The organism is Herbaspirillum lusitanum (assembly GCF_026127345.1).
In the GTDB taxonomy this organism is placed as follows: Bacteria; Pseudomonadota; Gammaproteobacteria; order Burkholderiales; family Burkholderiaceae_D; genus Herbaspirillum; species Herbaspirillum lusitanum.
In genome coordinates this window covers 19882-46524 of record NZ_QXFG01000016.1, presented here as the reverse complement: position 1 = coordinate 46524, position 26643 = coordinate 19882, and the positions used below count along the sequence as shown (strand labels likewise).

The window sequence follows — 26643 nt, the reverse complement described above, 5'->3', positions numbered from 1 at the left end:
AGGCGAAATGATGTGGTCGCTCCGGCGCCATTGCACACATCCCTATTTCATTTTCAGTTCAGATCAGGCTGCGGTAGACCTGGTTATAGAGCCTCGATTTCTCTTGCAGGCCATAATTTTTGCAGACCTCCTGTTGGCCTGCGCTTGCCAAGGCATGGCGTTTTTCGGGCGACTCGATCAGCATGGTGATCGCGTTTAGCCATGCTTCGCTGGAGTTCGGCATCAACAAACCCGTGCGGTCGTGTGTGACGACCTCGTTGTAGACCGAGACGTCGCTGAACACCGAGGCAATTCCCGCCGCGGAATAATCTAGCCATTTGATGTAACTCTTGCATTGATTGTATTCGTCGGACGCCAGCGGAATCAGTGCAATGTCCCAGTTCCATTCCTTTAGTTGTGCAGCATAGTTGACGTACTCGTGTACGAACGACAGGAAGGTGGTCTGAGGATGATGTTCCCATCCTTTCGGGCATTCCCAGCCAACAAAATAGATATGCAGCCGGGAGCCGTAGCGTTCGACTAGTGTACGCAAGGCGGCGTCAACGAGAGCAAAGTTGGATGGCTGGATGGAGGAGCCGAGCAGGCCGATGGTGATGTTGTCATCGCTTCGCTGCGGAACGGGCCGATAGAAGATGTCGTAGTCGATATAGTTTGGCAAGACATATACGTTGAGATTTAGCTTGCGGTATTTTTCTGCGAGGAACTGCGTCGACACCACGACGGCTTTGGCACGTTGGACCGTGTATTCGATACCTTCCTTCCAGCTGGCGCCGGCGGCGGCTTCGGGATGATCATGCGGGATCTCGTTGAGCAGATCGTCGGACTCGTAAATGATCGGTTTGCCCAGATCGAAAATCGCCTTGAGCGATGCAAGTGGCATCAAGCCGGGCGTAAACCGATGCAAAATGATCAGGTCGGCGCCGTCGATGGGGTCGGTCTGCAACTGGCCGTTCTGGATTCCCCAGATCAGTTCCCATTCCTCCTGCAAATGCGCAAACGGTCGGATCAGGCGGATTTGCGGGCAGGGGCTCCAGGTCGATTCCACTGAATAGACCAGAGCGCGTTTCCTGCGTGCCGGTGTTGCATTGGGGGAGATCAGGGTGGAGATGGCGGCTGGGGTGGGCGTCACCGATGGCCCAACTGGGGTCTTTTGGTCGAAGCGTTGTTGCGTGGCGGAGATAAAATCTTCCAACTCCAGCCAGAATCGCTCCTTGGATCGCAGGTAGATATTCTGTGCCAGATGGACGGTTTCTTTAGCCTTGCGCAATTGTTCATCGGAAGCCCCCCATGCAGAGCCGGCGCCTTCCAAATAAGAAAGGCCTTGCATCGGTCGGCTTAATGTTAGCGGATTGGGCAGATAGACAACCGGGCAGCCGCACAGGATCGCTTCATAGCAAGCCGTCGAGGCTTCGTAGGTGTACATGACTTCGGACTGGCGAAACAGCGTAGCCAGCTGCTCAGGAGAGCGCGGCAGCATGCGGGAGGATATTTCCTGCGCGTCGCGCGTAAAAACATCGAGCGTGCCGCCTTTGTTCAAATACTGGCTGAGCCACAATAGCGCACCCTGTCGCGGCGCTTCTGGTGCTGCGAGATGAAATATTGTGTCGTTGACCAACGGTGTGGCCAGAACTGACGCTTCCATGTGCGCAGGAATCAGTTCTTCTCGCTGGGCATAGATCAAGTCTTGTGGTCCCCAGTTCATTTCTTCGCGGGTGCGTCCCTCGGGAGCATCGACCAGATAACGTACGACATTGGGTGCGCTCAAAGGGTTGCCCGTGATCGTCTGCGGGTAGATCATGACAGGATTACGGCCGTTCTTGATGTGGCCGTTGATGATGTCTTGCGTCAATCTTGGCGTCCGCAGCGTATCCACGCTAGCCTCGGTGACATAGGCCTCCTCGCCGGCAAGATTAAGTGCATGGCACAGGTAGTGCAGCACATTTTTCTCGCCTGAGTCAGGTGAAAAAGGCGAGCAGTACACGTAATAAGGCGAATGTAGCCGGGCAAACAAATCTTGTTTCATGAGTAATCTATTATCCCTGGGTGTCTGCAGATGGCGGGAATCTGCCTCATTGTTTTAATGAGCGGAGTGGTCGTCGACGCGTGGACTGGCGCAGTGCTGATGAGTATATCAGTGTAATTTTCTGCCAAAATTCAAAGATGGCAGCCAAAAACAGGACAAATCGAGTCATTACAATCGGAGAATATCTTATCCACCGCTTAAAAAGCCAAATTGGGGCGGATAAACCGTCTAGTCCAAAGGATCTCGGCCAAGCTAAAACGGATAGGATGCTTGAAAAATACGTATCAAACAGAAGGCTCAGGGTAAATCGGCTCGCACCGTATTTCGGTGGGCCGCAACTTCAGTGTTAGGGAGCAGAGAGTGAAAGTTGTGATTCTTGCAGGTGGTCTGGGAACGCGTCTGGGCGAAGAGACCGATGTGCGTCCAAAGCCGATGGTGGAAATCGGTGGCAAGCCCATCCTGTGGCACATCATGAAGAGCTATTCGCACTTCGGTTTCAACGAATTCGTGATCCTGCTCGGTTACAAGGGCTTCCTGATCAAGGAATACTTCGCCAACTACTTCCTGCACCAGGGCGATGTCACCATCGACCTGGTCGATAACAAGGTCGAGGTGCATCGCAATAAATCCGAGCCGTGGAAGATCACACTGCTGGAGACCGGCTTGCATACGCAAACCGGCGGGCGCCTGTTGGCGGCACGCGATTACCTCGGCGAACAGGACTTCATGCTGACCTACGGCGACGGCGTGGCCGACGTCGACATCAAGGCGCTGGTCGCCCATCACGACAGCCACAAGGCGCTGGTCACGATGACCACCGTGCAGCCGGAAGCGCGTTTCGGCATGGTCAACACCGACGACCAAGGCTATATCAACGACTTCCGCGAAAAGCCGCCCGGCGACCTCGGTTGGATCAACGGCGGCTTCATGGTGTGCCGCGCCGGCGTGTTCGATTACCTGCAAGACGGCGAAGCCACCATTTTTGAACGCGCGCCGCTGGAAAACATCGCCCGCGACGGCATGCTGCTGAACTGGCAGCACCACGGATTCTGGAAGTGCATGGACACGCTGCGCGACAAGATCCAGCTCAATCAGCTCTGGGACAGCGACGCGGCCCAATGGAAAAAATGGGCGTGAGAGCGGACGTCAGCGCGGACGTGGGGCGACGTCCATGAGAACTATCGCCACCGACATTGCCGGCGTGCTGCTGGTGGAAACCGACCGCCGGCGCGACGAGCGCGGCGGTTTTGCCCGCTGGTTCTGCGATGCGAATCTGGCCGACGCGCTGCAGGGCGCCGTCATCCGCCAGATCAACCACTCCCATACGGCGCAGCAGGGCAGCGTGCGCGGCATGCATTTCCAGCATGCGCCGCATGCCGAGAAAAAAATCATCCGCTGCCTTACCGGCAAGATCTTCGACGTAGTCGTCGACCTGCGTCGCGGCTCGCCGACTTTCCTGGCTTGGCGCGGTTTTGAACTCGAAGCAGGGGATGACCGCGCCTTGCTGATTCCGGAAGGCTGCGCCCACGGTTTCCAGGCACTGACCGATGAAGTGCAGATGCTCTACCTGCACACTGCCCCCTATACACCTGCGGCCGAAGGCGCGCTGCGGTTCGATGATCCGCGCATCGCGATCGCCTGGCCGTTGCCGCCGCAAAACCTGTCCGAACGCGATCTGCAGCACCCATTGCTGAGCGCCGATTTTTCCGGGATCACCTTATGAAATGCCGTCATTGCCAGACCGAGTTGCACGATACCTTCATCGACCTCGGTTTTTCGCCGCCATCGAATGCCTATCTGCGGCAGGAGGACCTGTTGCGCCCGGAGACGCATTACCCGCTGCGCGTCATGGTCTGCCGCTCGTGCTGGCTGGTGCAGACCGAGGACTATGCGCATTACGATCAGCTGTTCGAATCGGACTACGCGTATTTCTCGTCGACGTCAACGACGTGGCTCAGGCACGCCGCCGACTACGTCGACATGATCGTCGGCCGTCTTGGCCTCGGCAAGGATTCCAAGGTGGTGGAGCTTGCCGCCAATGACGGCTACCTGCTGCAGTACGTGCAGCAGCGCGGTATTCCTTGCCTCGGCGTCGAACCGACCACCAGCACCGCCGACGCAGCGCGCGCCAAGGGGATTCCGATCATCGAGGAATTCTTCGGCGTGAAATTGGCGCAGGACATCGTCGCCCGCGACGGCAAGGCCGATTTGATTGCCGCCAACAATGTGTTGGCGCATGTCCCGGACATCAACGATTTCCTCGGCGGCATGGCGGTGTTGCTGAAGGACGAAGGCACCATCACGATTGAGTTCCCGCATCTGCTGAACCTGATTGAGCAGAGCCAGTTCGATACCATTTATCACGAGCATTTTTCCTACCTGGCGCTCGGCAGCGTCGACCGCATGATGCGCACATTAGGCTTGCGCGTGTACGACGTCGATCAGATCCCCACACACGGCGGCAGCCTGCGTGTGTACGCCTGCCACCTGAACGCGGCGCATCAGCCCGGCGCAGCGCTGGCGCGCGTGCAAAAGCAGGAAAAGGAATTCGGACTGGAAGCCATCGAGACGTATCAGGGATTCCAGGCCCGGGCCGAGGCCATCAAGCTGGGCCTGCTGCAATTTCTGCTGGAACAGAAGCGTGCCGGCAAGACGGTGCTGGCCTATGGCGCAGCCGCCAAAGGCAACACCCTGCTCAACTATTCCGGCGTACATGCCGATCTGTTGTCCCTGGTGGCCGATGCCGCCGCCTCCAAGCAGGACAAGTACATGCCGGGCAGCCATGTGTCGATCGTGACGCCGGCGGCGCTGCTGGCGGCGCGGCCGGACTATGTGCTGATCCTGCCGTGGAACCTGAAATCCGAAGTCGAAGCGCAACTGGCCGAGATCCGCACTTGGGGCGGGCAGTTCGTGATCGCCGTGCCGCAGCTGCAGGTCTGGTGAGCGCACCCTCAAGAAACGAATACCGCAGGCATCATGAACATCCATCTCTACCAGATTTCGCACCATCCTGAAGCCGGCTTCCTGCCGTTGCAGGAGGGCGATCGCCCGGATTGGGGCAGCTATGCAGCGATCCGCGCGTACTTCATCAACGAGGTGGTTGATGAAGAAGCGTTGTACGGATTTTTCCCGGCCGAGTTTGCCGAGCAGAGTGGTATCGCCGCTGCGGACATGTTGCAATTCGTGGAGCGCAATCCCGGCAACGACGCCTACCTGTTCGTGCCGAACCAGCGCGATGCGGCATGCTTCCTGAATGTGTTCGAAGAAGCCGAGTCCCGTCATCCCGGCTTCCGTCAATTGGCGCAGGATTACCTGGACGCCGTCGGCCTGTCGCTGGATCTGCGCGAGTTTGTCACCGACTCCCGCGCCACCGCGCATGCCGGCAACGTGCTGGCCAAACCGGTGTTCTGGAAGACCTGGTTCGACCTGTGCGAACAAGTCTTTGCACTGGCCGAGTCCGGCGACGGGCCGCTTGCCGCCGGTCTCAATGCAACTTCAGGCGACACCACGCCGGTTGCCCTGAAGGCCTGGCTGACCGACCGCATCGCCTCGCTGGTGCTGGCGCTGGACCAGCAACTGCGCATCGCCGTGTTCGATCATGCAGCACGCCCCTTGTCTGATCTGGCCTCGCTGGCGTATCGGGACAAGCTGCCGCGCCTCGACGCGATGAAGCGCGACTATCTTGCGAACGGCGATATCACCTTGATCGATCGTTTCCTGGAGCTCAGGAACAGCATTCTGCAGTACACCGGGGAAGCGCCGGAGACGTCTCCGGCGCCCGCCGCCATCCCGGCGCGTGACGTCGAACTGATTTACGGCTGCATCACCCACGTCGAATTGCCGATCCGCTTCCCCGATTTCGTCACGCCGATCTACCTCGGCGAATCGCAGGCGCCCGGACGCTTGAACCTGCGCGAGCTGGCGCCGAAATGGGTGGCTTACCATCCCATCGTCGGCGGCATGGTGGGCAACTTTGCGCTGCGCAACTATATCCTCGCGCATCATCCGAACGTCAAACGCATCGGCGTCTGCATGTACCGCAAGTTCATTTCGCGTGAACGCATCAGCGGGGTGCCGGCGGAGGACAACTGGATGATGGACGTGGTCTCGGACAAGGAGTTGGAGCGCCAGAGCTTCGACAGCATGCTCGATCCCGGCGCCAGCGATTTGCTGATCGGCAAAACCTGCGGATTTCTCTCCGACGGGCAAAGCGCCGGCTATCTCAAGCACTACGCGAGTGCGCATCATGTGGAAGACTTGCTGCGCTTCGCGGCGGCAGCGGTCGAGCTGGGTGTCCTGCACAGCAGGGAAGTGGCATTGTTTTTTGACGAGCGCGTATTCTTCATGGGCGGCGTCGAGCTGGGTGTGTTTCCGGCGCAGTTCTGGCTCAAGAGCATCGCCGACATCGAAGCGGTGGCGTGGGCTTGCGTGCAGCGCTACGAAGTCAAGCGCGAAGGCTATCAGTCGCGCGCTTGGGCGTTCTGCGCCGAGCGGCTCGGCAGCTATTTGCTGTTGCGCTACCTGCGCTCGATTTGCGGCGGGGACAATTTCGAACAGTACATGGGCCAGCTGAACCTGATCACCCGTGGCGACCAGACACTGTACGTACCGAGCAACTGATGCGTTCATTTTCTTCCGGCGAGATCGCATGCCGGAAGAAAATCCTCACCTCTTCAAACCAGCTTGCGTCCCTCGGCCAGGCCGTACTCGCGCACGATATCCTCAAGGCAAGCGGCGACGTCAGTCTGCCATGGCGGCATCGTCACGCCGAAAGTCGACGCCAGCTTTGCGCCGGACAGGCGTGAACTCCGGGGACGATGCGGCGGCACCGGGTAGGTGCTGGACGGCACTGGGGTGATCATGCCGCTGCCGCCTACCTTGATCGGCACGTGCAAGGCCTGCAGCTTCTCGACGATGAACGATGCGTAGCCGTGCCAGGAAGTTTCTCCGGCGGCAGTCAGATGATAGATGCCGCTGGCGCCGCGCACGCGATCGCCGGAAATCTGCGCTTCGTCGTCGAGCAGCAGGCGAGTAGTCACGTCGCTGATGGTCTTCGACCATGTCGGTGCGCCGAACTGGTCGCCGACGATGGTGAATTTTTCCTGCTCTTGCGCGAGGCGGATCACGGTCTTGAGGAAGTTGCCGCCGCCGACGCTGTACACCCAGCTGGTGCGCAGTATCCAGTAGGCTTCACAATGGCGCGCGATGGCCTCTTCTCCGGCGCATTTGCTCAGCCCGTAGACGTTGATCGGATGGGTTTGATCGTCCTCGCCGTACGGAATTTCCTTGGCGCCGTCGAACACGTAGTCGGTAGAGTAGTGCACCAGCGGCGCACCGAGCCGTTCAGCCTCTTCGGCGATGACGCCAGGGGCTTCGCCGTTGATGCGCGCGGCCAGTTCCGGCTCGCTTTCGGCCTTCACCACGGCAGTGTAGGCGGCCGGGTTGATGATGAGGTCGGGGCGCGCAGCGCGGATGGCGTCGCGCACCTGATCGAGGTCGGCCAGGTTCATCTGTGCGCGCGAGAACGACACGATCTCCGCCTTGCCTTTCAGGCTCAACGCCAGTTCATTGCCGATCTGGCCGCTCTGGCCGGTAAGCAGGATTTTCATGGGAACACATCGGCGTCGGCCAGCAGTTTCCCTTGTACGTCCTTGGCCGACAGCGCCGGCGTGCCTTCGATGCCCCAGTCGATGCCGATGGCGGGATCGTTCCAGAGGATGCAGCGCTCGTGTTCCGGCATCCAGTAGTCCGTCGTCTTGTACAGGAATTCTGCATATTCGCTGCGCACCAGGAAGCCATGCGCAAAGCCGGCTGGTATCCACATCTGCAGCTTGTTTTCCGCTGACAGGATGGTGCCGGTCCATTTGCCGAAAGTCGGCGAATTCTTACGCACGTCAACAGCGATGTCGAGTACTTCGCCGGAGGTCACGCGTACCAGCTTGCCCTGCGGATGCTGGATCTGGTAGTGCAGTCCGCGCAAGACATTACGCCCCGAACGCGAATGATTGTCCTGCACGAAGTCGGCGGTGATCCCCGTCAATTCGGCAAAGCGGCGGGTGTTGAAACTTTCGAAGAAAAAGCCTCGGGAGTCGCCGAAGACGGTGGGCTCGACAACCATGACGTCGGGAATGTCGGTAGGAATAATTTTCATCTTGGTGCTCAGTAACTCATGTCGGTCAGCAGATGCAACAGGTATTGACCGTATGCGTTTTTCTTTAGCGGTGCCGCCAGTTGTTCCAATTGCGCGGCATCGATATAGCCGCGTCGATAGGCGATTTCTTCGGGACAGGCCACTTTCAAGCCTTGGCGTTTTTCGATGGTAGCAATGAATTGGCCGGCTTCCAACAGTGAATCGTGGGTGCCGGTGTCGAGCCACGCAATGCCGCGTCCCATCAATTCAACCTGCAACTGGTTGCGATTCAGATAGGTGTTGTTGACGTCGGTGATTTCGAGTTCGCCGCGCGCCGAAGGATTGATGTCGCTCGCGATGTCACACACCTGATTATCGTAGAAATACAGGCCGGTGACGGCGTAGTTCGATTTGGGCAGAGGCGGTTTCTCCACGATGCTGACGGCGCGTCGATTTTGGTCAAACTCGACCACACCATAACGCTCCGGATCGTTGACATGGTAGGCGAAAATCGTTGCGCCGTCTGTCGCAGTCGAAGCGGCGCGCAGTTGCGTTTCGAACTCGCGACCGTAGAAGATGTTGTCGCCGAGAATCAACGCGGACGGTGCATTGTCGATAAAACTACGGCCGATAATGAAGGCCTGCGCCAGCCCGTCCGGCGAAGGTTGCACCGCATAGCTGAGGTTCAAGCCCCACTGGTGCCCGTCGCCCAGCAGCTCGGCAAAGCGCGGCGTATCCTGCGGCGTGGAAATGATCAGGATGTCGCGGATACCCGCCAGCATCAGGCTGGTCAGCGGGTAGTAGACCATCGGTTTGTCATAGATGGGCATCAATTGCTTGGAGATTACTGTGGTCGCCGGATACAGGCGCGTACCCGAGCCGCCAGCGAGGATGATCCCTTTGCGTTCAGGCAGGATGCGTACTGCTGTGGTCATGATTTTTCCTTACTGCCGTATTGGAGCTCCAGCCATTTCAGGTAGCCGCCAGAGCGCACGTTGGCGACCCATTGTGGATTGTCGAGATACCAGCGCACGGTTTTGGCGATGCCTGTTTCAAAAGTTTCGGACGGCTTCCAATCCAGTTCGCGCTCGAGCTTGTGGGCATCGATGGCATAGCGCCGGTCATGGCCGGGGCGATCCTGCACGAAGGTTATCTGGTCGCGATAGCTGCCGGCGGCCTTGGGACTGAGCTCGTCGAGAATGTCACACAGCGTATGCACGACGTCGAGATTGGCTTTTTCGTTCCAGCCGCCGATGTTGTAGGTCTCGCCCGGTACGCCGCGCGCCAGCACTTCGCGGATCGCGTTGCAATGGTCGCCGACGAATAGCCAGTCACGGATTTGCTGGCCGTCGCCGTAGATCGGCAGCGGCTTGCCGTCGAGCGCGTTGAGGATGACCAGCGGAATCAATTTCTCGGGGAAATGATAGGGGCCGTAATTGTTGGAGCAATTGGTGGTCAGCGTCGGCAGGCCATAGGTGTGGTGATAAGCGCGCACCAGATGGTCCGAGGCGGCCTTGGACGCCGAATAGGGGCTGTTGGGCGCGTACGGCGTGGTTTCGCTGAATGGAGCGTCGTCCGGACCCAACGTTCCGTAGACTTCATCGGTCGAGACGTGCAGGAAGCGAAAATCTTCCTTGGCGCCTGCAGGAAGCGCAGACCAGTAAGCCCGCGCTGCTTCCAACAAGGTGAACGTGCCGTTGACGTTGGTGTGAATGAATTCCCCGGGGCTGTGAATGGAGCGGTCGACGTGGCTTTCGGCAGCAAAGTGAATGATAGCCCGCGGCTGGTGTTGTCCGAACAACTGGTCGATTTTTTCGCGATCAGCGATATCGGCCTGCGAGAAATGATAGCGGGCGTCGCCTTCAAGGTTGGTCAGGTTGTACGGGTTACCTGCGTAAGTCAACTTGTCGATATTGAGGACATGCTCATCCTGGCTTGTCAGGAAATCGAGAATGAAATTACTGCCGATGAAACCGGCGCCACCTGTTACAAATATCATAATTAATCAATCGTTTGTTCGTCTTGTCTAGGCCTTATTTGGGACCTCGCAGGCAAGAATCATACGCGAAAGCCATTCGGATTGGCTACTTGCCAGCGCCAGCTGTCGGCGCACATGGTTTCCAGGGAGCGCGTCGCTTTCCAGCCCAACAGCGACTTTGCCAGCGTGACGTCGGCATAGTATGCGGGAAGATCGCCGGCGCGGCGCGGCCCGATTTCATAGGGGATGCTCTTGCCGCAGGCCTGTTCGAAGGCCTTGACGACCTCGAGCACGCTGTGGCCGCGGCCGCTGCCGAGATTCACGGCGAAGCACTGCGGTTGCCGCAGATGTTCCAGCGCCTTGACGTGGCCGACGGCGAGGTCTTCCACATGGATATAGTCGCGCACGCCGGTGCCGTCGGGAGTGTCGTAGTCGCCGCCCCAGATCTGTAATCTGTCGCGTTTGCCTATCGCCACCTGGGTGACGAAGGGCATCAGGTTGTTCGGCACGCCTTGCGGATCTTCGCCGATCAGGCCGCTGTGGTGCGCGCCGACAGGATTGAAGTAGCGCAGCAGGGCAATGCGCGAGTCCGGCTGGGCGACATGGTAATCGCGCAGGATATCTTCGACCATGAGCTTGCCGCGCCCGTAGGGACTGGTCGAGGACAGCGGATGATCTTCGGTATAGGGTAGAAATTGCGGCACGCCATACACCGTGGCGGAGGAACTGAACACGATGGTCTTCACGCCGGTGGCTTGCATGGCTTCCAGCAGGCGGACCGTGCCGATGACGTTGTTGTCGTAATACAGGAGGGGTTTGGCGACCGATTCACCGACGGCCTTGAGGCCGGCGAAATGGATGACCGCGTCGCAGGCGTTCTCGCGCAAGGCGCGCTCAATCGCCGTGCGGTCGCGAATGTCGCCTTCCACCAGCGTCAGCGGGGTTCCGGCGATTTGCCCGATGCGCCGCGTCGCTTCGGGAAAACTGTTGCAGAAATTGTCGAACACCACTACCTGGTGTCCGGCCTTGAGCAACTCAACGCAAGTGTGCGAACCGATGTAGCCGGCGCCGCCGGTAACGAGAATATTCATGCTGATTTCTTGCGAGTGACAGAACGCTGGATTATGTCAGATTCTGGTAAAACTCAATCTGGCTTTCGCTCAGCGTCCGCAGGTCTTCGTTATTGATATAGCCGCCGTACCACTGCGCGGTCAATTCCAGCGCGGTGTACAGTTCCATCTTCGGAACCCAGTCCAGCCGTTGGCGCGCCTTGGAAATGTCGAGGCGCAGGAAAGCGGCTTCATGCGGTGCGCCGGCCTGGCTTTCCAGGCGCACCTCCACCGGCGCCACGTCGTTCTTCTGCAGCGAATGGTTGAACGTCGCGCACAGCTGGCTGACGGTCTGCAGGTCGGTGTCGGCCGGACCGAAGTTCCAGCCTTCGGCGAATTGCTGGCCCGATTCATATAATTTCTGCGCCACCTGCAGGTAGCCCGACAAGGGCTCCAGCACGAATTGCCATGGACGGATCGCGTGCGGGTTGCGGATGCTGACGGCTTCTTCCTTTTCCAGCGCACGGATGAAATCCGGGATCAGGCGGTCGCCGGCGAAGTCGCCGCCGCCGATGACGTTGCCGGCGCGGACGGTGGCAATCGCTGCGTGGGCGTCGGCGTTATGCTGGAAGTAGGAACGGCGGTACGCCGAGGTCACCAGTTCCGCAGCACCCTTGCTGCTGCTGTACGGATCGTGGCCGCCCATCGGGTCGTCTTCGCGGTAGCCCCACAGCCATTCGCGGTTTTCATAGCATTTGTCGCTGGTCACCACGATTACCGAGCGCACGCTCGGCGTATGACGTACGGCTTCCAGCAGATGGGCGGTGCCCATCACGTTGATGGCAAAGGTGTCGATCGGCGTGTTGTAGGAGTCGCGCACCAGCGGTTGCGCCGCCAGGTGGAACACCACGTCCGGCTGCACGGCCGCCATGGTGTCGCTCAAATGCCTGAGGTCACGCACGTCGCCGGTGGTGGTTTGGACGCAATTCTGGAGTCGCGCCAGATGGAACAGGCTCGGATTGGTCGGCGCTGGCAGCGAATAGCCGTAGACCTTGGCGCCCCAACGGTGCAACCACAAGGTCAGCCAGCTACCCTTGAAGCCGGTATGGCCGGTGATGAATACGCGCTTGTCGCGCCAGAATTGTGCTGCCATCAAACTTCCTCATGCACGAAATAAGCAGTGTCGGCATGGGCAGAGGTGCGGATGGTGGTTCCATCTCGGTGGCGGAAGGGGTTGATCACCAACTCCTTTCTGAGGCCCCTGCGGCTGTCGCGACTTTCTTGATTTAATTGATATTGTGATCCTGCTGCGTATTGCTCAGGAGTACTGAAAATTACGCAGATGACGGTCAAATTAAATCATGGGGGGCAACGGCTTCAAGCGATGATCAGGAGGGTATTTGGCATCCAATCCGTGCAAATATGGACTTTGAAATAATTTTTTACGCATAACTGCACGCAAGGTGCGTCGTTATGCTTAACCGATATTTACTTTGCAAGTTAATCGTCGACGTGCAGCTTGATCACATTCTGCCCGGCAGGCGCGCCGGTCGCACATGGATCTTCATCGAACGCGATGTCGCCGTTGGCGTCAGCTTCACCGGTCGCCTTGAGGTTGGCGAAGTCGAACAGCTTGCGGTCCATCAGATGCGAAGGCGCCACAGTCGAGAATGAAGCGAAGATATTGTCGACGCGGCCCGGGAATTTCTTCTCCCATTCACGCATGAGCCCCTTGATCTGCTTGCGTTGCAGGTTCTCCTGGCTGCCGCACAGGTCGCACGGAATGATCGGGAATTCCTTGACCTCGGCGTAGCGGGTGAGATCGGCTTCCTTCACATACGCAAGCGGACGGATGACGATCTGCTTGCCGTCGTCGGACTGCAACTTGGGTGGCATACCCTTGAGTTTGCCGCCGAAGAACATGTTCAGGAAAAAGGTTTCAAGGATGTCGTCGCGATGATGCCCCAAGGCAATTTTTGTGGCGCCCAGTTCTGTTGCAACGCGGTACAGGATGCCGCGGCGTAAACGCGAACACAGCGCGCAGGTGGTCTTGCCCTCCGGGACCACGCGCTTGACGATGCTGTAGGTGTCCTGGTTTTCGATGTGGTACGCCACGCCCAGTTTTTCCAGGTAGGCGGGCAGGATATCGGCCGGGAAGTTCGGCTGCTTCTGGTCCAGGTTCACCGCGATGATGTCGAAGTGGATTGGCGCGCGCTCGCGCAGCGTCAGCAGGATGTCGAGCAGCGCGTAGCTGTCCTTGCCTCCGGACAGGCAGACCATCACCTTGTCGCCGTCCTCGATCATGTTGTAGTCGCCGATGGCCTGGCCGGTCAGGCGGCACAGGCGCTTGTGCAGCTTGTTGTTTTCGTAGGCGAGTTTTTCCGCCTGCTTGACCGAGGGGATGGCCTCGGCAGGAGCGGCGCTGTCGGCGAGTTTGGCGTGTTCGAGCAGATCGTTCATCTTGGGTCCTGCAAATAGAGGGTTCAGAGCGCTTCTTTGACGCGGAAGACTTCCACGCCGACGGAGTCGCAATCGGGATAGACGTCCGGCTTTTCGGTGGAAACGCGGACGGCGCGCACCTTGGGATGCGCCAGCATGGCCTTGACGACGTCGTCGCACAAGGTTTCCTGCAAATGGATATGGCCCTGCGCCATGCGCTTGGCGATGGTGCTGCGGATGAAGTCGTAGTCGACCACTTCCTGCAGCTGGTCGTGTTCCGGCGTCGACATGGCCAGCGGGATGAAGAGGTCGACATTGATCAGGATGCGCTGCTCGCCCTTTTTCTCGAATTCGTGCACGCCGATGTTGATCAGCACTTCATAGTTGCGCAGGAACAGGCGGCGGCAATCGTTCAGTTCGGGATGGGAAAGAGAAAACATGGAATCCAGACAAGAGATAAATGAATAAAAAACGAAACGCCTATTTGGCAAGGAACATCACGTCGCGTTGCAGCGGCACCAGGTGCTGGCCGCCGTCGACCAGGATCGTCGTGCCGGTGATCGCCTGCGCGGTGGCAACGAAGCAGACCGCGGCGGCGACGTCGTCCGGCGTGCTGCTCTTGCCCAGCGGCGTCACGCGATGGGCCTTCCGGAACCCGGCCTCGCTCTGGTCGCCGGAGACCATGGTGATGCCGGGCGCCACGCCGACCACTCGTACGCGCGGCGCCAGCGCCTGCGCCAGCAAGGTGGTGGCGCTTTGCAGCGCGGCCTTGGACAGCGTGTAAGACAGGAAATCGGGATTGGGATTGTACAGCTTCTGGTCGAGCAGGTTGACGACCACGGCCTGGCGGCCCGGCGGCGTGGCGTCGTACAAGGCCTGCGCCAGCAGTACGGGGGCGGCGACGTTAGCGCGCATGTGGGCGTCCAGCGCGTCCATCGAAAAGCTCTCGGCCCGGTCTTCGCGGAACAGCGAAGCATTGTTCACCACGCACGCCACCGGTCCCAGCCGCCCGGCCTGGCGCACCAGCGTGCGCACGCCGGCCTCGTCGGCCAGTTCGCATTGCAGCGCGATGGCGCGCCGGCCCAGCGCGGCTATTTCAGCCACCAGCGCTTGCGCCTCGGCTGCCGATTTGCCGTAATGCACGGCGATGTCCCAGCCGTCGCGCGCCAGTGCGAGCGCGATCGTGCGGCCGATACGCTTGGCGGCGCCGGTGACGAGGGCAACTTGTTGTCGAGACGGAATCATGATGTTCATTTCGTGATGGGGCCGGGAATGGAGCGCGCAATGACGGCGGGAGCCAATTGCGAAGGCAGGGGCGGATTCAAATACAATACGCCCCATCATGCAACTGCAACTACCCGAACCTTCCGCCGACGCGCTTGCCGCTTCCCGCGCTCTCCAGCTCCTGATCGCCGACGACATCCGGCGCAATGGCGGCTGGATTTCGTTTGCGCGCTACATGGAACTGGTGCTGTACGCGCCTGCACTGGGCTATTACAGCGGCGGTGCGGCCAAATTGGGCAAAGACGGTGATTTTACAACCGCACCGGAAATTTCGCCGCTTTTCGGCGCTACTTTGGCGCATTTGGCGACAGAATTGTTTCCGCAGACCGGCGCGGCCATCATGGAGTTCGGCGCCGGCACAGGCAAACTGGCGTTCGATATCCTGAGCGAACTGCGCGCAGCCGGCAAGTTGCCGGAGCACTATTACATCGTTGAAATCTCGTCGCAATTGCGCGCGCGGCAACAGGAAAAGCTGCGCGACTTCCCGCAGGTGCAATGGCTGGACAGCCTGCCGGCGACGTTTTCCGGCGTCGTGATCGGCAACGAGGTGCTCGACGCCATGCCGGTGCAACTGGTAGTGCGTAGCGAACGGGGATGGCTGGAGCGCGGCGTGGCGCTCGATGATGCGGGCGCTTTCACGTTCGCCGACCGCGCCGACCGTGCCGACGCCGCCGCTATTCTGGCAGCGCAGATCCCTGACGGCGACGCGCTGCCGGTCGGTTATCTGACTGAAGTCCATCCCGTCGGCGCCGCGTTCATGCAATCGCTGGCGGCAATGTTGCAACAGGGAAATTCCGCGGCGCTGCTGATCGATTACGGCTTCCCGGCGGCGGAATACTATTTCCCCGGACGCGCGCAGGGCACGCTGATGTGCCACTACCGCCATCATGCGCACGCCGATCCGTTTTACCTGCCGGGTTTGCAGGACGTCACCGCGCACGTTGACTTCACGGCGATGGCGCGTGCGGCGATCGAAGGCGGGCTGGACGTGCTGGGCTACGCCAGCCAGGCGGGATTCCTGCTCAGCGCCGGCATCGGCGAGCTGTTGCTGCGCACGTCGCCGGAACAAAGCGCACAATATCTGCCGCAATCCAATGCGGTGCAAAAGTTGATCTCGCCCGCTGAAATGGGCGAGCTGTTCAAAGTGCTCGTCGTGGGCAAGAACGTCGACTGGCCCGGGCGTCTTTTGACGCATGACCGTACCCATCGCCTTTAAACAGAGATAGCAGAGAGTTCATATGATTCGTTGGGTCGTCGTCATCTTCATCGCCGTCGTCGTGTTTTCCAGCTTGTTGCCGTGGCTGGAAAAGCTCGGCATCGGCCGTCTGCCGGGAGACTTGCGCTTCAAATTGTTCGGGCGCGTGTTTTCGCTGCCGTTTGCATCGACCATCCTGATCTCGGCTGTGGTGTTTTTGCTGGCGCGCTTCCTGTAGGAGACCACCATGCGCATCCTGCTGGTCGAAGACGATCTGATGGTAGGTGAAGCGGCCCGCAAGGGTTTGCGTCAGGACGGTTTCGCGGTCGACTGGGTGCAGGACGGCGCCGCAGCGGCGCTGGCATTGCGCCAGGAGGATTACGCGCTGGTGCTGCTCGACCTCGGGCTGCCGCAAAAGAACGGCCTGGCCGTATTGCAGGAATTGCGCGCGGCCGGCAACAAGGTGCCGGTGCTGATTACCACCGCGCGCGACGCCGTCGCCGATCGCGTCGCCGGGCTGGATGCCGGCGCCGATGACTACCTGATCAAGCCTTATGACCTGGAAGAACTCTCGGCGCGCATGCGCGCCTTGCTGCGTCGCCAGGCGGGCCGCGCCGACAGCCTCATCCAGGTGCGCGACGTCAGCCTGAATCCGGCCACGCGCGAAGTCTTGCTGCAAGGCCGGCCGGTCGCACTGTCGGCGCGCGAATTCACCTTGTTGCAGGCCTTCCTGGATCGCCCGGGCGTGGTGTTGTCGCGCGCCCAGTTGGAAGAAAAACTCTACGGCTGGGATGACGGCGTCGACAGCAATGCGATCGAAGTTCACATCCACGCCTTGCGCAAGAAGCTCGGCAGCGACTTCATCAAGAACGTGCGCGGAATCGGTTATCTGGTGCCCAAATGAACTCCATTCGACGACAACTATTGCTGTGGCTGGCGCTCGGCCTGAGCGCCGGCATCCTGCTGGCCGGCATCGCGCTGTACTTCCAGGCGCGCGGCGAAGCCAACGAAATCTTCGATTACCAGATGCGCCAGATCGCCGCGTCGCTGCCGCGCCAGGCCTTTGCACCGATTGCCCCGGGCCAGGACGCGCCCGGCCTTGATGATGAAATCATGATGCAGATCTGGGACAGCACCGGCACCGTGATTTACCACTCGCACTCGCGCAGCGTGATGCCGCAGCAGGCCGAGCTCGGTTTCGCCGACGTCCCGGGACCGGGCGGCATGTGGCGCGTCTACAGCGCGCAGATCGGCAATACCGTGGCGCAGGTGTCGCAGCCGCAGAGCGCGCGCAAGCAGGTGGCGGCGCAGGCGGCGGTGAAGACCGTGATGCCCTTGCTGTTGCTGTTTCCCTTCCTCGGCGCGCTGATCTGGATCGCGGTCGGTCACGCGTTGGCGCCGGTGCGGCGCGCCGCCGCCGACGTGCAGTCGCGCGACATGCACACGCTGGCGCCGGTGGCCGATCACGGCCTGCCGCAGGAAATCCGGCCGCTGACGCATGCGTTCAACGATCTGCTCGAACGCCTGCGCCAGGCCATGCAGACGCAGCGCGCTTTCGTCGCCGATGCTGCGCATGAGTTGCGCACGCCGCTCACTGCCTTGCGGCTGCAGGCGCAACTGGCCGAGCGCGCCGGCGACGACGAAGAGCGCCGCGCGGCTTTCGCCGATCTGCGCCATGGCCTCGATCGCACCACGCATCTCGTGCATCAGTTGCTGACGCTGGCGCGTCAGGAACCCGGCGTGCAGGAAATGGCGCCGCTGGAACTGGCTCCGTTGTTGCGCAGCACGGTGCAGGATCACGCGCCGCTGGCGGAACACAAGGGCATCGACCTCGGCATGACGACGCAGGTGGAGGGCGCCGTCAACGCCAATGTCGACGCCTTGCGCATCCTGTTCGGCAACCTGCTGTCGAATGCGCTGCAGTATAGTCCGGCCGACAGCACCGTCGATGTCGCCATGCGCAGCGACGGCGACGCATTGGTCGTCACCGTGGAAGATCGCGGCCCGGGCATTCCCGAGCAGGACCTGGAACGCGTGTTCGACCGCTTCCACCGTGCCGCCAACGTGCCGCCGTCGCAACCGGGCAGCGGCCTCGGCCTGGCCATCGTGCGCCAGATCGCCGATTTGCACGGCGCACGCGTACGGCTGGAAAATACCGGCACGGGTCTACGTGTTGAGGTCCGTTTTGCCAAAGCCAAGGTGTAACAGTTTGTTTCCTTAAGTCTGCCTTAATTTTCGCGACTTACGCTGCATTCCATCGGGTGGAGAGGCCACCCCTATCGCAAGGAGTGCATCATGAATCGCCGTACCGTTTTCGTTCGCAATACGCTCGCCATCGCACTGGCCGCCGTCGTCGGCGGCAGCTACGTGTACTTCCGCGGCGCCGAACTGCCGGCGGCGCAGGCCGCGATCCTGCCGGCGCCCGTTGTTGCCGCCCCGTCGTCACCCACATTGGCGACGCCGACCGATTTCTCCGGTATCGTCGAGCGTGCCGGTCCTGCAGTGGTCAACATCAGCGTCACCGGCAAGGCGAAGCGCGTGTCCGACGACGCTTCCGACGACGTCGATCCCAACGATCCGTTTTCTGAATTCTTCAAGCGCTTCGGCCCGCAATTCCAGCAACCGCCACGCACGCCGCAGATCATGCGCGGTCTCGGCTCGGGCTTCATCATCAGCCCGGACGGGCTGATCCTGACCAATGCCCACGTGGTCGACGGTGCACAGGAAGTCACCGTCAAGCTGACCGACCGCCGCGAGTTCAAGGCCAAGGTGCTGGGGGCCGACAAGCAGAGCGACATCGCCGTGATCCGCATCGCGGCCAAGGATTTGCCGACCGTGCAGATCGGCAACCCGGCGCTGATGAAGGTCGGCGAACCGGTGCTGGCGATCGGCTCGCCCTACGGTTTCGACAACACCGCCACGGCCGGTATCGTCAGCGCCAAGTCGCGCGCCCTGCCGGACGACAATTACGTGCCGTTCATCCAGACCGACGTCGCCGTCAATCCCGGCAATTCGGGCGGTCCGTTGTTCAACCTGAAGGGCCAGGTGGTCGGCATCAATTCGCAGATCTACAGCCAGACCGGCGGTTATCAGGGGCTGTCGTTTTCAATCCCCATTGATGTCGCGATGAAGGTCGAGCAACAACTGGTCCAGCACGGCAAGGTGACGCGCGGCCGTCTCGGCGTGTCGGTGCAGGAAATCAACCAGGCGCTGGCGGAATCCTTCGGACTGAAGAAATCGGAAGGCGCATTGGTCAGTTCGGTCGAGAAGGGCAGCCCGGCCGAGAAGGCCGGCGTGCAGGCGGGCGACGTGATCCTGCGCTTCAACGGCCAGGCGATTGATCACTCGGTGGATCTGCCGACGCTGGTGGCCGACACCGCGCCGGGAACCACGCAGAAAATCGAGGTGATGCGCAACGGTGCGCTCAAGTCGCTCAACATCACGGTCGGCGAACTGAAGCCAACCAAGGAAGCCGCAGCCAGTCGCAACGAGCCGCAGGGCCGGCTGGGGCTGGCGGTGCGTCCGCTGGACAAGAGCGAACAGCAGCAGATCGGCGTGCACGGCGGCTTGCTGGTGGAAGACGTCAACGGGCCGGCGGCGGTGGCGGGCATCCAGAGCGGCGACGTGATCCTGTCCTTGAACGGCAATGCGGTGACCAGCGTGGAGCAATTGCGCAGCCTGGTGAGCAAGGCCGGCAAGAGCGTGGCGTTGCTGGTGGAGCGCGGCGACGACAAGATCTTCGTGCCGGTGTATTTGAACTAAATCGGTTGGCGTAATAAGAAAAGGCCGGATCGCATTAGCGTCCGGCCTTTTTGCATTTGCGACCTTAATCCCAGCGATGCTTGTCGCCGTCGGTGATGGCGTCGTTGTCGCTGGCGAACATCGCCTCCAGTTCTTCGCGTGCCTGTACGGCCATCGACACCATTTGCTGCTGATCCTTGTAATGCGGATACAGCTTGTGCAGCGTTTCGATATTGTGGGCGCGGAATTTCATCGCGGCGCGGTGCGCGCGATACGCGCCGAAATCCAACTGGCGCAATACCTGGCGACCCATCTGCAGCGCGCTCTCGAAGGTCTCGCGTTCGAGCACGGTGACGCCGCGGTCCATCAGGTCGTACAGGTGCGTGACGTTGCGCGCGCGGGCGGCGATCTTCAGGTGCGGGAAGGCGCGTTGCACGGCTTCCACCAGCTTCAGGCTGGCCGGCGCATCGTCGATGGCGATCACGATCAGGCGCGCCTTGTCGGCGCCCGCGGTGCGCAGCAGGTCGATGCGCGTGGCGTCGCCGTAGAACACCTTGAAGCCGAACTTGCGCAGCGATTCGACCTGGTCAGGATCGTGGTCGAGAATGGTCAGGCCGATGCCGTTGGCGTGCAGCAGGCGACCGACGATCTGGCCGAAGCGGCCGAAGCCGGCGATGATCACCGGATTGTCCTGCGGCTCGATGTCATCCTCAGGCTGTCTGCCGCGCGCCTGCAGGCGCGGCAATAGAACGCGATCGTGGAACAGCAGCAGCAACGGCGTGATCACCATCGACAGCGCCACCACCACCACCAGGATGGACGAGATGCGCGGCGTCAGCACTTGCGCGGTCGCTGCGGCGCCGAACACCACGAAGGCGAACTCGCCGCCCTGCGACAGCAGGAAGGCAAAGAAGATCTGCTGGTCGCGCGGGATGCGGAAGCATTTCGCCAGTCCGTACAGCACGGCGGTCTTGATCACCAGGAAGCCCAGCACCATGCCGAGGATCAGCCACGGCTGCTCGAGGAAGATGCCGAAGTCGACCGACATGCCGACGGCAATGAAGAACAGCCCCAGCAGCAATCCCTTGAACGGTTCGAGATCGCTCTCGAGCGCGTGGCGGTATTCCGAATCCGCCAGCAGCACGCCGGCGAGGAAGGTGCCCAGCGCCATCGACATGCCCACCGATTGCATCAGCAGGCAGGTCGCAATCACCAGCAGCAGCGAGAACGCGGTGAATATTTCACGCATGTCGGTCTTGGCGATGATGCGCAGGATCGGACGGATCAGGTAGCGGCCGCCGAAGATCAGCAGCGCGATCACGGCGACCACTTGCAGCGTGTGCAGCCAGCCCTGGCCGCTGCCTTGCGCCACCGCCACGCCCAGCAGCGGCACCGCCGCCATCATCGGGATCGCGGCGATGTCCTGGAACAGCAGGATCGCAAAGCCAGCCGAGCCGGCCGGCGTCGCCGTCAGCTTGCGCTCGCCCAGCGTCGCCAGTGCAATCGCGGTGGAAGAGAGCGACATGCCGAGCGCGCCGATCAGCGCCACGCGCCAGTCGATGCCGACCGCCAGCGCCGCGCCGAACAGGCCGAGGCTGACCAGTCCGACCTGGGCGCTGCCCCAGCCGAAGATGTGCCGGCGCAGCGACCACAGCCGTTTCGGATCGAGTTCGAGTCCAATCAGGAACAGCAGCAGCACGACGCCGAATTCGGAGAAGTGCAGGATGTCCTCGACTTCACTGATCAATCCCAGGCCCCAGGGACCGATGGCGATGCCGGCCAGCAGGTAGCCGAGCACGGCGCCCAGGCCGAGCTTCTTGGCGATGGGCACGGCGACGACCGCGGCCAGCAGGTAAATCAACGGATGCAGGAGAGTTTGTTCCATGGTGTTCTGGTGGTCCTGGCGTTAACGTGGAGAGGCGGCGGAGGCAGCGTCCGGCCAATCAGGGTAGCTGTCGAGCAGGGCGCGGTAATTGGCGGCATGCAGGGTCATGGCGTTGTTGTCGATCTGGTGCGCGCCGTGCAGCAGGTAGGGCGTCTTCCACTGCATGCCGCACAGTCGCGCGGTCTGCTGGTAAGGCGGCAGGAAGTCGTCGAAGGGATGGCCGTGGCGCCCGCCCGGCTGATACGACGTCTCGTCGCCGCCGGTGGTCGCGACCAGCCAGAAATCCTTGCCGTGCAAGGCATCGCCGCCGGGGCCGAAGGCCCAGCCGCGTTCCAGCACCAGGTCGGTCCATTCCTTTTGCAGCGCCGGCATGCTGTACCAGTGGATCGGATGATGGAACACGATCAGGTCGGCTTCATGCAACTGGGTCTGTTCGTAGTCGACGTCGATGTGGAAATCGGGATAGCACTCGTAGAGGTCATGGATGCGCACGTTGGGCAGCGTGCGAGCGGCCTCGATCATGGCGCGGTTGGCGCGCGAGCGTTCGTGGGCCGGATGCGCATAGAGGATAAGAATGCGTGAAGTGGTCATGTAGGAGCTTGCCTGAGCAAGAAATAAGCCGGAAAGAAGTCAGAAAGGATTGGAACATATATCGCCGCTTTGTTGTCTGGATTATTGAAGATGGACGATAAGACGCCAGACATCGTTGAATGAGTCGCTGCGACCGCGGTGGCTCATTCTTCGTCATTCTGTGACACCCATGGCCCATGACCGGCTGCCCAAAGCAAATCAATGCGCTTATACTTTGGCAATCCTGTTCGCGGACGCAGCACCTGGTCACAGCCATTGATAACAACCTAACATAGCCGCCATGTCCGATATTAGCGATTCCGAAGCCAATCAACCAAGTTCTCCACGACCGCCCCGTCCCGATGCGCCTGCTGCATCGACGTCGGCACAGGCGCCGACAGCAGCGCAACAGCAGGCGCAACAAGCTGCTCAGCAAGCCCCGCATCCGGCGTATTCGCCGCCGCCGCTTGACACGCCATGGGCGCAGACCTGGCGGTTGCTGGGTGCGCGTTTCAAGGCGATGTCCGACAAGGCCGGCCGTCGCATCATGCAGCGCACGCTCAAGATTGGCATCTCGGCGCGCATCTTCCACCCGGAGACCGGCGCCAAGGGTTTGCGCGGCAAGACGCTGCAATACCTGGAAGAGTCGATCGCGCAATGGGTCATGTCGCGCGACGTGCTGGTGTTCATGATCCCGACCGTCAACACCAACGGCCTGGTCCATCCCAGCAACATCCGTCTGCGCGACTACGCCAAGCATCTCGACGGTCTGGTGCTGCAGGGCGGCGCCGACGTCTCGCCGCAGAGCTACGCCGAGGCCGCCACGCGTCCCGAATGGAACGGCGACCGCGTGCGCGACATGTACGAGCTGGAACTGCTGCATGAATTCATCGAAGCCGGCAAACCGGTCCTGGGCATCTGCCGCGGTTGCCAACTGATCAACGTGGCCTTCGGTGGTTCGCTGTACCAGGACATCGCCACCGACGTGCCGGCGGCGATCGCCCACGTCAATGATCTGTACGACAGCAACTATCACGAACTCAAGTTCCCGCCCGGCTCGACCCTGGCTTCGCTGGTCAATACCCAGAACGCCGTGGTGAACTCCATCCACCATCAGGCCGTGAAGGACTTGGGCCGGGACTTGTCTGTGGAAGCAGTGTCCGGCACCGACAACATCGTCGAGGCGATCCGCTATCGCAAGGCGCCGTTCGTGATGGGTCTGCAGTGGCATCCGGAGTTCCACCGCGCCGGCGGGCCGGAGTTGCTCGATTGCATGCCTATCCTGGACAGTTTCCTGCGTACGGCGCGCGAAACTCGTTTTTGAACGTTTTGGCCGTTGCTGAAACTTATATAGAAGAAAGCTATCAAAATGAGCCTGCGTCTGCAGGTACGCAGAGGCGCGCTGTCACCGGCGCCAATGCTCAGGCTCCCGCCCATTTAATCGCTTTCGTTTGCTTGAGCATTTAATCAATAGGAGAATCTCCATGACAAAGTCCGCCCTTAAAACAGTGAGAAACGATATGAAAACCCTCGTCAAAGATGCGCAAGAATTGTTCCGTGAAGCAGCTGCAGCCACCGGCGATAAAGCCGACGAACTGCGCAGCAAGGGCCTGATCATGCTGGAAGCAGCGGTCGAAGCGGCGCAAAACGCGCAAGCCGTGGCCATCGAAAAAGGCAAGGAAGTTGCTGCCGCCACCGACGACTACGTGCATGAAAATCCATGGCGCGCCGTGGCGATTTCTGCCGGCGTCGGCCTCTTGGTCGGCCTGGTCATCGGCCGCAGCAAATAATCGGACGCGCCGACACAATGGAGCATAAAAACACGCAGGCGGAGCCGGCCAATCCCGGTCTCACCGCGGGATTGCTGGGCATCGCCAGGAACCTGCTCGGGCTGATCATCAACCGCATCGAGCTGGCTTCACTGGAGCTGTCGGAAATCGGCGGCAACCTGGTGAAATTCCTTGTGCTGTTTACGCTGGGGGTCATTGCCGTCTGGTTCGCGATTGCGTTCTGGGCCGTGTTGCTGGTGTTCCTGGCCTGGGATTCCTGGGGCTGGAAGATCCTGATTGTGCTCGGCGCGTTCTTCACCGCCGCTGCGGCGGCGATCGGCTGGTATGCTTTCGCGCTGCTGCGCAACGGCAAGCTGGCCTTGCCCGCCACCATGGCGGAGCTTCGCAAAGACCGCGACGCGCTGCTCTGACCTCGGGAAATGGGAAAATCATGCCTCACACAGACTGGAAGCCGGACGTCCCGCTCGAAGAACGCAAGCGCAAACTGCTGGCGGAAGGCGCCTTGTTCCGCATCGGCATCATGCAGGCGCGCGGCACCGTGCGCGCCAACCTGAATGCCGAATCGCTGGCCAAGGGCGCCTTCAACCGTATCGTCGGCGCAGTGTCTTCCACCTTCAGCGGCGCCTTGTCGGGCAAGGGCGGCAGCAACCTGCAATCGCTATCGCCGCTGCTGATCGGCGGCATTTCGCTGCTGTCCAGGCGCTACCTGCGCAAGCCCTTGCTATACGGCGCGGTAATCAGTGCGGGCGGGGCTGTCGCGTATTACCTGACGCGCCGCAAGGATCGCGAACAGAGCGCCGATGCCGATACTGACGACGCTTCCACGCCTGACGGCGAATAGCGCCGAAATAGCGCCGAAATCGGATCTGCAACAATGCCCGCCGTTCGACGGCGCATGGAATCATACGAATAAAGGAAATCATCATGCGTAAATTAACTCTCGGCGCGCTGGCGCTGACTCTGGCCGCAACCGGTTGTGCGGACATGACCGCGACCCAGCGCGGCACGGCAACCGGCGCCGGTGTCGGCGCAGGCGTGGGCGGCATCCTTGGCGCTGCCACAGGAGGCGGCGGCGGTGGTCGTACGGCAGCCGGAGCTGCAATCGGCGCAGGCCTGGGCGCGGTCATCGGCAACGTGTGGTCGAATCGCATGGAAAACCAGAAGCGCGCCATGGAGCAAGCCACCCAGGGTACCGGCGTGCAAGTGACGCAGACCCAGGATAACCGCTTGAAACTGGAGATCCCGAGTGATATTTCCTTCAATACCGGTCGCGCCGACATCCAGCCGAACTTCCGCGCAGTGCTCGATAAATTCGCCGCCACGCTCAACGAAAACCCGGCCACCACGGTGAACATTATCGGTCACACCGACAGTACCGGCAGCGACGCCGTCAACAATCCCTTGTCGATGGAACGCGCTGCCCGTACACGTGATTACCTGACGGCGCGCGGCGTCTCTCCCGGCCGTTTCCACATTGACGGCCGCGGTTCGCATGAGCCGCTGGTGGCCAATGACACCGAAGCAAACCGGGCAAAGAATCGCCGCGTTGAAATCTTCGTGGCAGAACCGCAGCAGCGTTGATCAGGGTTGGTCGCAACAATAAAAAAGCCCCGCAGTGCGGGGCTTTTTTACGGGGCGTCGCCGGCCATCCGGGAGGCGACGCCTACTTGATATTGATTATTTCTTTTCTGCGGGAGCGGCAGCCGGCGCAGCGGCTGGAGCCTTCACTTCGGGTTCCTTGAACTTGGCGCCGGACTGATTGGCCATGTAGACCACGGTGCGGGCGATTTCCACGTCGTCCAGATCAGGATTGCCGCCTTTCGGAGGCATTGCGTTCAGGCCGTTGATGGCGTGCGCCAACAGTTTGTCGTAGCCTTCGCCGATGCGCGCTTTCCAGGCGGCAGGATCGCCGACCTTCGGTGCGCCTGCGATGCCGGCGCCGTGGCAGGCTGCGCAGGTGGATTTGAAGACTTCTTCACCGCTCAGCAATTGCTTGGGCGCGTTGGCATCACGGAAAGTGAAGCCTTCGCTGGCCACGGGCTTGATGCGCGCGGCGATCATTTCAGGGGTTTGGCTGGCGGAACCGGCGCCGGTCGTCTGGCCGTTGGTGACGTACTCAACCAGCAGGACGATACAGACGATGGGGATCAGAAAGCCTGCCGATACAGCAGCGATCAACTGTTTCGGCGTTTTGATTGCGGATTCGTGGTGTTCGTTATGTGCGTCGCTCATAGTTCCCTCAGTGCAATATTCTTCGAAAGCGTTGACCCGATTTTTTTGGAAAATCGGTGTTTATTACTGTTTAGAGAAGCGCTGTCTCGCCCAACCTTAGATTATAGACACAATGTAATTCATTGGGAACGGAAAATAGTTGCCCGCCGTGGACGGGGCGGGGGAAAAACTGTATCCTTCATCCCTCTTCGACGTTCGTCCCAAAGCGGCTGTAGCTCAGTGGATAGAGTATTGGCCTCCGAAGCCAAGGGTCGTGGGTTCGATCCCCGCCAGCCGCACCATATTTGCAGTTCTCCGTTTCATCCCAGTCCCGTGGTTTGGGAATCA

General features: G+C 60.8%; 27 protein-coding genes and 1 tRNA gene. 15 read left to right on the top strand and 13 right to left on the bottom strand.

All coding sequences use genetic code 11. The features are described 5' to 3' along the window. Nucleotides 1-58: 58 nt before the first annotated feature. Entirely contained in the window at nucleotides 59-2023 is a 1965-nt protein-coding gene (locus DXT88_RS20995) for a glycosyltransferase family protein (protein ID WP_265215899.1), read from the bottom strand. A gap of 360 nt (nucleotides 2024-2383) precedes the next feature. Between DXT88_RS20995 and rfbF the strand changes: the two genes are divergently transcribed. Genes rfbF through DXT88_RS20975 form a run of 4 tightly spaced genes read left to right on the top strand, consistent with a single transcriptional unit; the run spans nucleotide 2384 to nucleotide 6643 of the window. Beyond that, on the top strand, nucleotides 2384-3160 hold the full coding sequence (gene rfbF / locus DXT88_RS20990) for a glucose-1-phosphate cytidylyltransferase (RefSeq protein WP_265215898.1): 777 nt from the start codon (nucleotides 2384-2386) through the stop codon (nucleotides 3158-3160). A 34-nt stretch (nucleotides 3161-3194) separates the two neighbouring features. Then, complete coding sequence (locus tag DXT88_RS20985; protein ID WP_265215897.1) at nucleotides 3195-3746, top strand: dTDP-4-dehydrorhamnose 3,5-epimerase family protein; 552 nt, start codon at nucleotides 3195-3197, stop codon at nucleotides 3744-3746. Next, nucleotides 3743-4966 carry a class I SAM-dependent methyltransferase gene (locus DXT88_RS20980; protein ID WP_265215896.1) on the top strand — a complete coding sequence of 408 codons (1224 nt, stop codon included), beginning with the start codon at nucleotides 3743-3745 and terminating at the stop codon, nucleotides 4964-4966. Before DXT88_RS20985 ends, DXT88_RS20980 begins: the two co-directional genes overlap by 4 nt. 33 nt (nucleotides 4967-4999) lie before the next feature. Next, nucleotides 5000-6643, top strand: a complete 1644-nt coding sequence (locus DXT88_RS20975; RefSeq protein WP_265215895.1) for a hypothetical protein — start codon at nucleotides 5000-5002, stop codon at nucleotides 6641-6643. Between the two features lie 53 nt (nucleotides 6644-6696). Here DXT88_RS20975 and rfbD read toward each other — a convergent pair whose 3' ends face one another. The 9 genes from rfbD to DXT88_RS20930 all read right to left on the bottom strand — a co-directional run bounded on the left by rfbD (nucleotide 6697) and on the right by DXT88_RS20930 (nucleotide 14873). Next, on the bottom strand, nucleotides 6697-7632 hold the full coding sequence (gene rfbD, locus DXT88_RS20970; protein ID WP_265215894.1) for a dTDP-4-dehydrorhamnose reductase: 936 nt from the start codon (nucleotides 7630-7632) through the stop codon (nucleotides 6697-6699). Continuing rightward, nucleotides 7629-8174, bottom strand: a complete 546-nt coding sequence (gene rfbC / locus DXT88_RS20965; protein ID WP_265215893.1) for a dTDP-4-dehydrorhamnose 3,5-epimerase — start codon at nucleotides 8172-8174, stop codon at nucleotides 7629-7631. Before rfbC ends, rfbD begins: the two co-directional genes overlap by 4 nt. An 8-nt stretch (nucleotides 8175-8182) precedes the next feature. Next, entirely contained in the window at nucleotides 8183-9088 is a 906-nt protein-coding gene (gene rfbA, locus DXT88_RS20960; protein ID WP_265215892.1) for a glucose-1-phosphate thymidylyltransferase RfbA, read from the bottom strand. Continuing rightward, on the bottom strand, nucleotides 9085-10152 hold the full coding sequence (gene rfbB, locus DXT88_RS20955) for a dTDP-glucose 4,6-dehydratase (protein ID WP_265215891.1): 1068 nt from the start codon (nucleotides 10150-10152) through the stop codon (nucleotides 9085-9087). Before rfbB ends, rfbA begins: the two co-directional genes overlap by 4 nt. Nucleotides 10153-10211: 59 nt before the next feature. Further along, entirely contained in the window at nucleotides 10212-11222 is a 1011-nt protein-coding gene (gene galE / locus DXT88_RS20950; protein ID WP_265215890.1) for a UDP-glucose 4-epimerase GalE, read from the bottom strand. 31 nt (nucleotides 11223-11253) lie between these two features. Then, entirely contained in the window at nucleotides 11254-12333 is a 1080-nt protein-coding gene (gene rfbG / locus DXT88_RS20945) for a CDP-glucose 4,6-dehydratase (protein ID WP_016835281.1), read from the bottom strand. A 347-nt stretch (nucleotides 12334-12680) separates the two neighbouring features. After that, entirely contained in the window at nucleotides 12681-13640 is a 960-nt protein-coding gene (gene ttcA / locus DXT88_RS20940; protein WP_016835280.1) for a tRNA 2-thiocytidine(32) synthetase TtcA, read from the bottom strand. Between the two features lie 23 nt (nucleotides 13641-13663). After that, on the bottom strand, nucleotides 13664-14059 hold the full coding sequence (locus tag DXT88_RS20935; RefSeq protein ID WP_016835279.1) for a dihydroneopterin aldolase: 396 nt from the start codon (nucleotides 14057-14059) through the stop codon (nucleotides 13664-13666). A 40-nt stretch (nucleotides 14060-14099) separates the two neighbouring features. Beyond that, on the bottom strand, nucleotides 14100-14873 hold the full coding sequence (locus DXT88_RS20930) for an SDR family oxidoreductase (protein WP_265215889.1): 774 nt from the start codon (nucleotides 14871-14873) through the stop codon (nucleotides 14100-14102). A gap of 88 nt (nucleotides 14874-14961) precedes the next feature. On the opposite strand from DXT88_RS20930, the gene DXT88_RS20925 reads away from it, so the two are divergent. The 5 genes from DXT88_RS20925 to DXT88_RS20905 all read left to right on the top strand — a co-directional run bounded on the left by DXT88_RS20925 (nucleotide 14962) and on the right by DXT88_RS20905 (nucleotide 19860). Further along, nucleotides 14962-16119 (top strand): class I SAM-dependent methyltransferase, encoded by a 1158-nt coding sequence (locus DXT88_RS20925; RefSeq protein ID WP_265215888.1) that lies wholly within the window; start codon nucleotides 14962-14964, stop codon nucleotides 16117-16119. Nucleotides 16120-16141: 22 nt separating this feature from the next. Then, nucleotides 16142-16336: a DUF2905 domain-containing protein gene (locus DXT88_RS20920; protein ID WP_265215887.1), complete on the top strand. Its 195-nt coding sequence runs from the start codon at nucleotides 16142-16144 to the stop codon at nucleotides 16334-16336. A 9-nt stretch (nucleotides 16337-16345) separates the two neighbouring features. Continuing rightward, a complete protein-coding gene (locus DXT88_RS20915; RefSeq protein WP_265215886.1) occupies nucleotides 16346-17002 on the top strand; it encodes a response regulator in 657 nt (218 codons plus the stop codon). Beyond that, the gene (locus DXT88_RS20910; RefSeq protein ID WP_265215884.1) at nucleotides 16999-18303 is read left to right on the top strand and encodes a sensor histidine kinase; all 1305 of its coding nucleotides are present in this window, start codon (nucleotides 16999-17001) and stop codon (nucleotides 18301-18303) included. The genes DXT88_RS20915 and DXT88_RS20910 overlap by 4 nt, the downstream gene beginning before the upstream one ends. Nucleotides 18304-18393: 90 nt before the next feature. Then, a complete protein-coding gene (locus DXT88_RS20905; protein WP_265215883.1) occupies nucleotides 18394-19860 on the top strand; it encodes a DegQ family serine endoprotease in 1467 nt (488 codons plus the stop codon). Between the two features lie 64 nt (nucleotides 19861-19924). On the opposite strand, the gene kefC is transcribed toward DXT88_RS20905, so the two are convergent. Together kefC and kefF are read right to left on the bottom strand one after the other, a co-directional pair. Further along, a complete protein-coding gene (gene kefC, locus DXT88_RS20900; protein ID WP_265215882.1) occupies nucleotides 19925-21724 on the bottom strand; it encodes a glutathione-regulated potassium-efflux system protein KefC in 1800 nt (599 codons plus the stop codon). Between the two features lie 21 nt (nucleotides 21725-21745). Continuing rightward, nucleotides 21746-22315 (bottom strand): glutathione-regulated potassium-efflux system oxidoreductase KefF, encoded by a 570-nt coding sequence (kefF, locus tag DXT88_RS20895; RefSeq protein WP_265215881.1) that lies wholly within the window; start codon nucleotides 22313-22315, stop codon nucleotides 21746-21748. A gap of 280 nt (nucleotides 22316-22595) precedes the next feature. On the opposite strand from kefF, the gene DXT88_RS20890 reads away from it, so the two are divergent. The 5 genes from DXT88_RS20890 (at nucleotide 22596) to DXT88_RS20870 (ending at nucleotide 25665) form a co-directional block, all read left to right on the top strand. Then, nucleotides 22596-23618 (top strand): gamma-glutamyl-gamma-aminobutyrate hydrolase family protein, encoded by a 1023-nt coding sequence (locus DXT88_RS20890; RefSeq protein WP_029363717.1) that lies wholly within the window; start codon nucleotides 22596-22598, stop codon nucleotides 23616-23618. Nucleotides 23619-23778: 160 nt separating this feature from the next. After that, complete coding sequence (locus DXT88_RS20885; RefSeq protein ID WP_029363715.1) at nucleotides 23779-24084, top strand: DUF883 family protein; 306 nt, start codon at nucleotides 23779-23781, stop codon at nucleotides 24082-24084. A 17-nt stretch (nucleotides 24085-24101) separates the two neighbouring features. Next, complete coding sequence (locus DXT88_RS20880) at nucleotides 24102-24494, top strand: phage holin family protein (RefSeq protein WP_265215880.1); 393 nt, start codon at nucleotides 24102-24104, stop codon at nucleotides 24492-24494. A gap of 20 nt (nucleotides 24495-24514) precedes the next feature. After that, complete coding sequence (locus DXT88_RS20875) at nucleotides 24515-24925, top strand: hypothetical protein (protein ID WP_265215879.1); 411 nt, start codon at nucleotides 24515-24517, stop codon at nucleotides 24923-24925. An 83-nt stretch (nucleotides 24926-25008) separates the two neighbouring features. Then, the gene (locus DXT88_RS20870) at nucleotides 25009-25665 is read left to right on the top strand and encodes an OmpA family protein (protein WP_265215878.1); all 657 of its coding nucleotides are present in this window, start codon (nucleotides 25009-25011) and stop codon (nucleotides 25663-25665) included. Between the two features lie 96 nt (nucleotides 25666-25761). Here DXT88_RS20870 and DXT88_RS20865 read toward each other — a convergent pair whose 3' ends face one another. After that, the gene (locus DXT88_RS20865) at nucleotides 25762-26316 is read right to left on the bottom strand and encodes a c-type cytochrome (protein ID WP_265215877.1); all 555 of its coding nucleotides are present in this window, start codon (nucleotides 26314-26316) and stop codon (nucleotides 25762-25764) included. Between the two features lie 205 nt (nucleotides 26317-26521). Between DXT88_RS20865 and DXT88_RS20860 the strand changes: the two genes are divergently transcribed. After that, nucleotides 26522-26597, top strand: a tRNA-Arg gene (locus tag DXT88_RS20860). The last annotated feature ends 46 nt before the right edge of the window (nucleotides 26598-26643 follow it).